Raw genomic sequence first — 4828 nt, forward strand, 5'->3', positions numbered from 1 at the left:
GCCCAGGCGGATGGTCTTGGGGGCCGCCCGTCCGCGCCCCGCCAGGCGGCCCCCAAGACCATCCGCCTGGGCAGCCCCCGCCCCCGGCTGCGCCTGGTCGGGGTCGCGCTGACGCTGGTGCTGGCCGCCTTCGTCGTACGACTGCTCCAGGTGCAGGCCGTCGACGCGAGCACGTACGCCGCCAAGGCCGAGCAGAACCGGTACGTCGGCTACACGCTCGCCGCCGAGCGCGGCGGGATCACCGACCGCGACGGCGTGGCCCTCGCCACCAGCGAGGACGCCTACGACATCACGGCCGACCCCACGCTGTTCACCCGCAAGGAGCTCAGGATCGACGACGGTCCCGAGCAGGCCGCCGCGCTGCTCGCCCCGATCCTGGGGCAGGAGCAGGAGACGATCGTCAAGAAGCTGCGGCCCAAGGACAAGAAGCTCCGTTACGTCCTGCTCGCCAACCGGCAGACCCCGCAGGTGTGGAAGCAGATCAAGGACCTGAAGTCCGCGCTCGCCACCAAGAGCGAGACCGACCCGGGCACGGCCAACGTCCTCGCGGGCGTCCTGTCCGTGCCGACGACCAAGCGCGTGTACCCGAACGGCGACCTCGCCGCCGGGATACTGGGCTGGGTCAACGCCGACGGCAAGGGCGGCGGCGGTGTCGAACAGCAGCTCAACTCCCTGCTGGCCGGCAAGGACGGCAAGGTCCGCTACGCCCAGGCCGGCGGGCGTCAGGTGCCCACCGTGGGCTCCACCGAGACCCCCGCGGTGCCCGGCAGCGACGTCGAGCTCACCATCGACCGCGACATCCAGTGGGCCGCCCAGCAGGCCATCACCGACCAGGTGAAGGAGTCCAAGGCGGACCGCGGATACGTGATAGTGCAGGACACGCAGACCGGCCAGGTCCTGGCCATGGCCAACTCGCCGGGCTTCGACCCGAACGACCTGTCGAAGGCGAGCTCGGTGAACATGGGCAACGCGGCCCTCCAGGACGCCTACGAGCCCGGTTCCACCGCCAAGGTCATGTCGATGGCCGCCGTGCTGGAACAGGGCGTGGCGACCCCGCTCACGCATGTGATCGTGCCCAACCGGCTGCACCGCGGCGACCGGCTCTTCAAGGACGACATCGACCACGAGACCTGGTACCTCACGCTCAACGGCGTGCTCGCCAAGTCCAGCAACATCGGCACCATCCTGGCCACCGGCCAGCTCGGCAAGACCCAGGCGCAGGCCAACCAGGTCCTCTACTCCTACCTGCGCAAGTTCGGCCTCGGCCGCTACTCAGGGCTCGACTTCCCCGGCGAGACCCCCGGCATCCTGGCCAAGCCGGCGGACTGGTCTACCTCGCAGCAGTACACGATTCCTTTCGGCCAGGGCGTGTCCCTCAACGCCATGCAGGCCGCGTCCGTCTACTCGACGATCGCCAACGGCGGCGTCCGGGTCGAACCCACGCTCGTGCGCGGCACCAGGGGGCCCGACGGGCGCTTCACACCCGCCGCCAAGCCCAAGGAGACAAGGGTCGTCAGCGCCAGGACGGCCAGGACGCTGGCCCAGATGCTGGAGTCGGTGGTGGACGACGAGGAGGGCACCGGCACCAAGGCGCGCATCCCCGGCTACCGGGTCGCGGGCAAGACGGGCACCGCCAACCGTGTGGATCCGGCCACCGGCAAGTACAAGGGCTACACGTCGTCGTTCGCCGGCTTCGCGCCCGCCGACAAGCCCCGGATCACGGTCTACTGCGCCATCCAGAACGCCACCAGCGGCAGCTACTTCGGCGGCCAGATCTGCGGACCCGTCTACAAGCAGGTCATGGAGTTCGCCCTGAAGACCCTCCAGGTCCCGCCCACGGGAGCGAAGGCCGCGAAGCTGCCCGTGACCTACACGCCCTGACCACGGGGCGCCCCGCCCGCCGGCGGCCCCGGCACACCGTCGGCAGCCCGGCAGCACACCGTCAGCACCTCGGAAAGGCCACCAGGAACCACCTCGTGACGACGAACACCTCCGATTCCGGGAACCAGGGCGGCCCCCGCCCCTCACTTCGCTCCGAGGCGGGTGCGCCCGGTACGCTCACCGCCGTGCCACACGCTGATCAGTCCCAAACCACCCAGAAGGGCGCACCCGTGACCTATCCGGGACCGCCCAGGCCGGTCCAAGTCTCCGCCACACCCCTCGCGGAGCTCGCCGATCAACTGGGTGCCCCCGCGCCGGAGGCATTGAAGGACCCGGTCGAGATCACGGGCATCACCCATGACTCGCGTGCCGTCCGCCCCGGCGACCTGTACGCCGCCCTGCCCGGAGCCCGTCTGCACGGCGCCGACTTCGTCACCCAGGCCGTCGGCCTCGGCGCGGCCGCGGTGCTGACCGACCCGACGGGCGCCGAGCGCGCCGCCGTGACCGGGCTCCCGGTGCTGGTCGTCCAGGACCCGCGCGCACGCATGGGCGAACTGGCCGCCACGATCTACGGACACCCCGGCGAGGACCTGCTCCAGATCGGGATCACCGGCACCTCCGGCAAGACCACCACCGCCTACCTCGTCGAGGGCGGTCTGAAGGGGGTCAGGTCCACCGGCCTGATCGGCACCGTCGAGATGCGCATCGGCGACGAGCGCATCAAGTCCGAGCGCACCACGCCCGAAGCCACCGACCTCCAGGCCCTGTTCGCGGTCATGCGCGAGCGCGGTGTCGAGGCGGTCGCCATGGAGGTCTCCAGCCACGCGCTGGTCCTCGGCCGGGTCGACGGCTGTGTCTTCGACATCGGCGTCTTCACCAACCTCAGCCCGGAGCACATGGAGTTCCACTCCGGCATGGAGGACTACTTCCAGGCCAAGGCGCAGCTCTTCACGCCGAAACGCAGCCGTCTCGGCGTCGTCAACCTCGACGACGAGTACGGCCGCAGGCTCGTCAAGGAGGCCACGGTCCCGGTCGTCACCTACTCCGCCGAGGGCCACCCCGACGCCGACTGGCGTGCCGAGGACGTCGAAGTCGGTCCCATGGACTCGACGTTCACCGTGGTCGGCCCCAAGGGCGAGCGGATCGCCGCCCGGTCGCCGCTCGCGGGTCCCTTCAACGTGGCGAACACCCTCGCCGCGATCGTCGCGCTGGCCGCGGCCGGCCTCGACCCGCAGACCGCGGCCGACGGCGTCGCCGCCGTTCCGGGGGTGCCGGGGCGCCTGGAGCGCGTGGACGCCGGGCAGCCCTACCTCGCGGTCGTGGACTACGCCCACAAGACCGACGCGGTCGAGTCGGTGCTCAAGGCGCTCCGCAAGGTCACCGAGGGCAGGGTGCACGTCGTGCTCGGCTGCGGCGGCGACCGCGACATGACCAAGCGCGGGCCCATGGGCGCGGCCGCGGCCCGCCTGGCCGACACCGCCGTACTGACCTCCGACAACCCCCGCTCCGAGGACCCGCTCGCGATCCTCGCCACCATGCTCGAGGGCGCGGCGTCCGTACCGGCACACGAACGCGGCGAGGTCCAGGTCTTCGAGGACCGGGCCGCCGCGATCGCCGCGGCCGTCGCCCGCGCGCAGCCCGGTGACACCGTGCTCGTCGCGGGCAAGGGCCACGAGCAGGGCCAGGACATCGCCGGGGTGGTCCGTCCCTTCGACGACCGCCAGGTGCTTCGAGAAGCCATCCAGAAGACCCAGGGATGAACTTGTGATCGCCCTCTCTCTCGCCGAGATCGCCTCAGTCGTCGGCGGGCAGACGCACGACATACCGGATCCGTCGGCGCAGGTGCACGGGCCCGTCGTCATCGACTCCCGGCAGGTGGCGGACGGCAGTCTGTTCGCCGCCTTCGTGGGGGAGCGCGTCGACGGCCACGACTACGCCGAACAGGCCTTCCGGGCGGGCGCGGTGGCCGTGCTGGCCCAGCGCCCCGTCGGCGTGCCCGCGATCGTCGTCGAGGACGTCCAGACGGCCCTCGGCGCCCTCGCGCGTCATGTCGTACGACGGCTCGGCGCGACCCTCGTCGCCCTCACCGGCTCGGCCGGCAAGACCAGCACCAAGGACCTGATCGCACAGGTGCTGCGGAGCAAGGCCCCGACGGTGTTCACGCCCGGCTCGCTCAACAACGAGATCGGGCTGCCGCTGACCGCGCTCACCGCCACCGAGGAGACGAGGTTCCTCGTCCTGGAGATGGGCGCCCGCGGGATCGGCCACATCCGCTACCTCACGGACCTGACGCCCCCGAAGATCGGTCTCGTCCTGAACGTCGGCAGCGCCCACATCGGCGAGTTCGGCGGCCGCGAGCAGATCGCGCAGGCCAAGGGCGAACTGGTGGAGGCCCTTCCGGAGGACGGCACCGCGGTTCTCAACGCCGACGATCCGCTCGTACGGGCCATGAGGTCCCGTACGAAGGCGAAGGTGCTCCTTTTCGGAGAGTCCGACGAAGCGGACGTTCGCGCCGAGAACGTGCGACTCACGGACACCGGACAGCCCGCCTTCAGCCTTCGCACACCCTCCGGTGCAAGCGAAGTGACCATGCGCCTGTACGGTGAGCACCACGTGTCGAACGCGCTCGCCGCGGCCGCCGTCGCCCATGAGCTGGGCATGTCCGCAACCGAGATCGCCACCGCGCTCTCCGAGGCGGGCTCCCTCTCCCGCTGGCGTATGGAGGTCACCGAGCGCCCGGACGGCGTGACCATCGTCAACGACGCCTACAACGCGAACCCCGAGTCCATGCGGGCCGCTCTGCGCGCGCTCGCGGCCATGGGCAAGGGGCGGCGGACCTGGGCGGTGCTCGGCAAGATGGCCGAGCTCGGGGACGAGGCGCTCGCCGAGCACGACGCGGTCGGACGGCTCGCCGTCCGGCTCAATGTCGGCAAGCTCGTCGCGGTCG

3 protein-coding genes are annotated in these 4828 nt (G+C 71.2%); all 3 read left to right on the forward strand.

The window, feature by feature from the left end; all coding sequences use genetic code 11:
- A partial coding sequence (locus AOJ26_RS36640; protein ID WP_053852675.1) for a peptidoglycan D,D-transpeptidase FtsI family protein occupies positions 1 to 1881 on the forward strand: 1881 nt, incomplete at its 5' end.
- Between the two features lie 230 nt (positions 1882 to 2111).
- On the forward strand, positions 2112 to 3641 hold the full coding sequence (locus AOJ26_RS36645) for a UDP-N-acetylmuramoyl-L-alanyl-D-glutamate--2,6-diaminopimelate ligase (RefSeq protein ID WP_053852676.1): 1530 nt from the start codon (positions 2112 to 2114) through the stop codon (positions 3639 to 3641).
- Between the two features lie 4 nt (positions 3642 to 3645).
- Positions 3646 to 4828 (forward strand): UDP-N-acetylmuramoyl-tripeptide--D-alanyl-D-alanine ligase (locus tag AOJ26_RS36650; protein ID WP_053852677.1); only part of this gene is annotated, 1183 nt, incomplete at its 3' end.

Origin of the sequence: Streptomyces sp. NRRL B-24085 (genome assembly GCF_001282115.1) — a bacterium.
Taxonomy (GTDB): Bacteria; Actinomycetota; Actinomycetes; order Streptomycetales; family Streptomycetaceae; genus Streptomyces.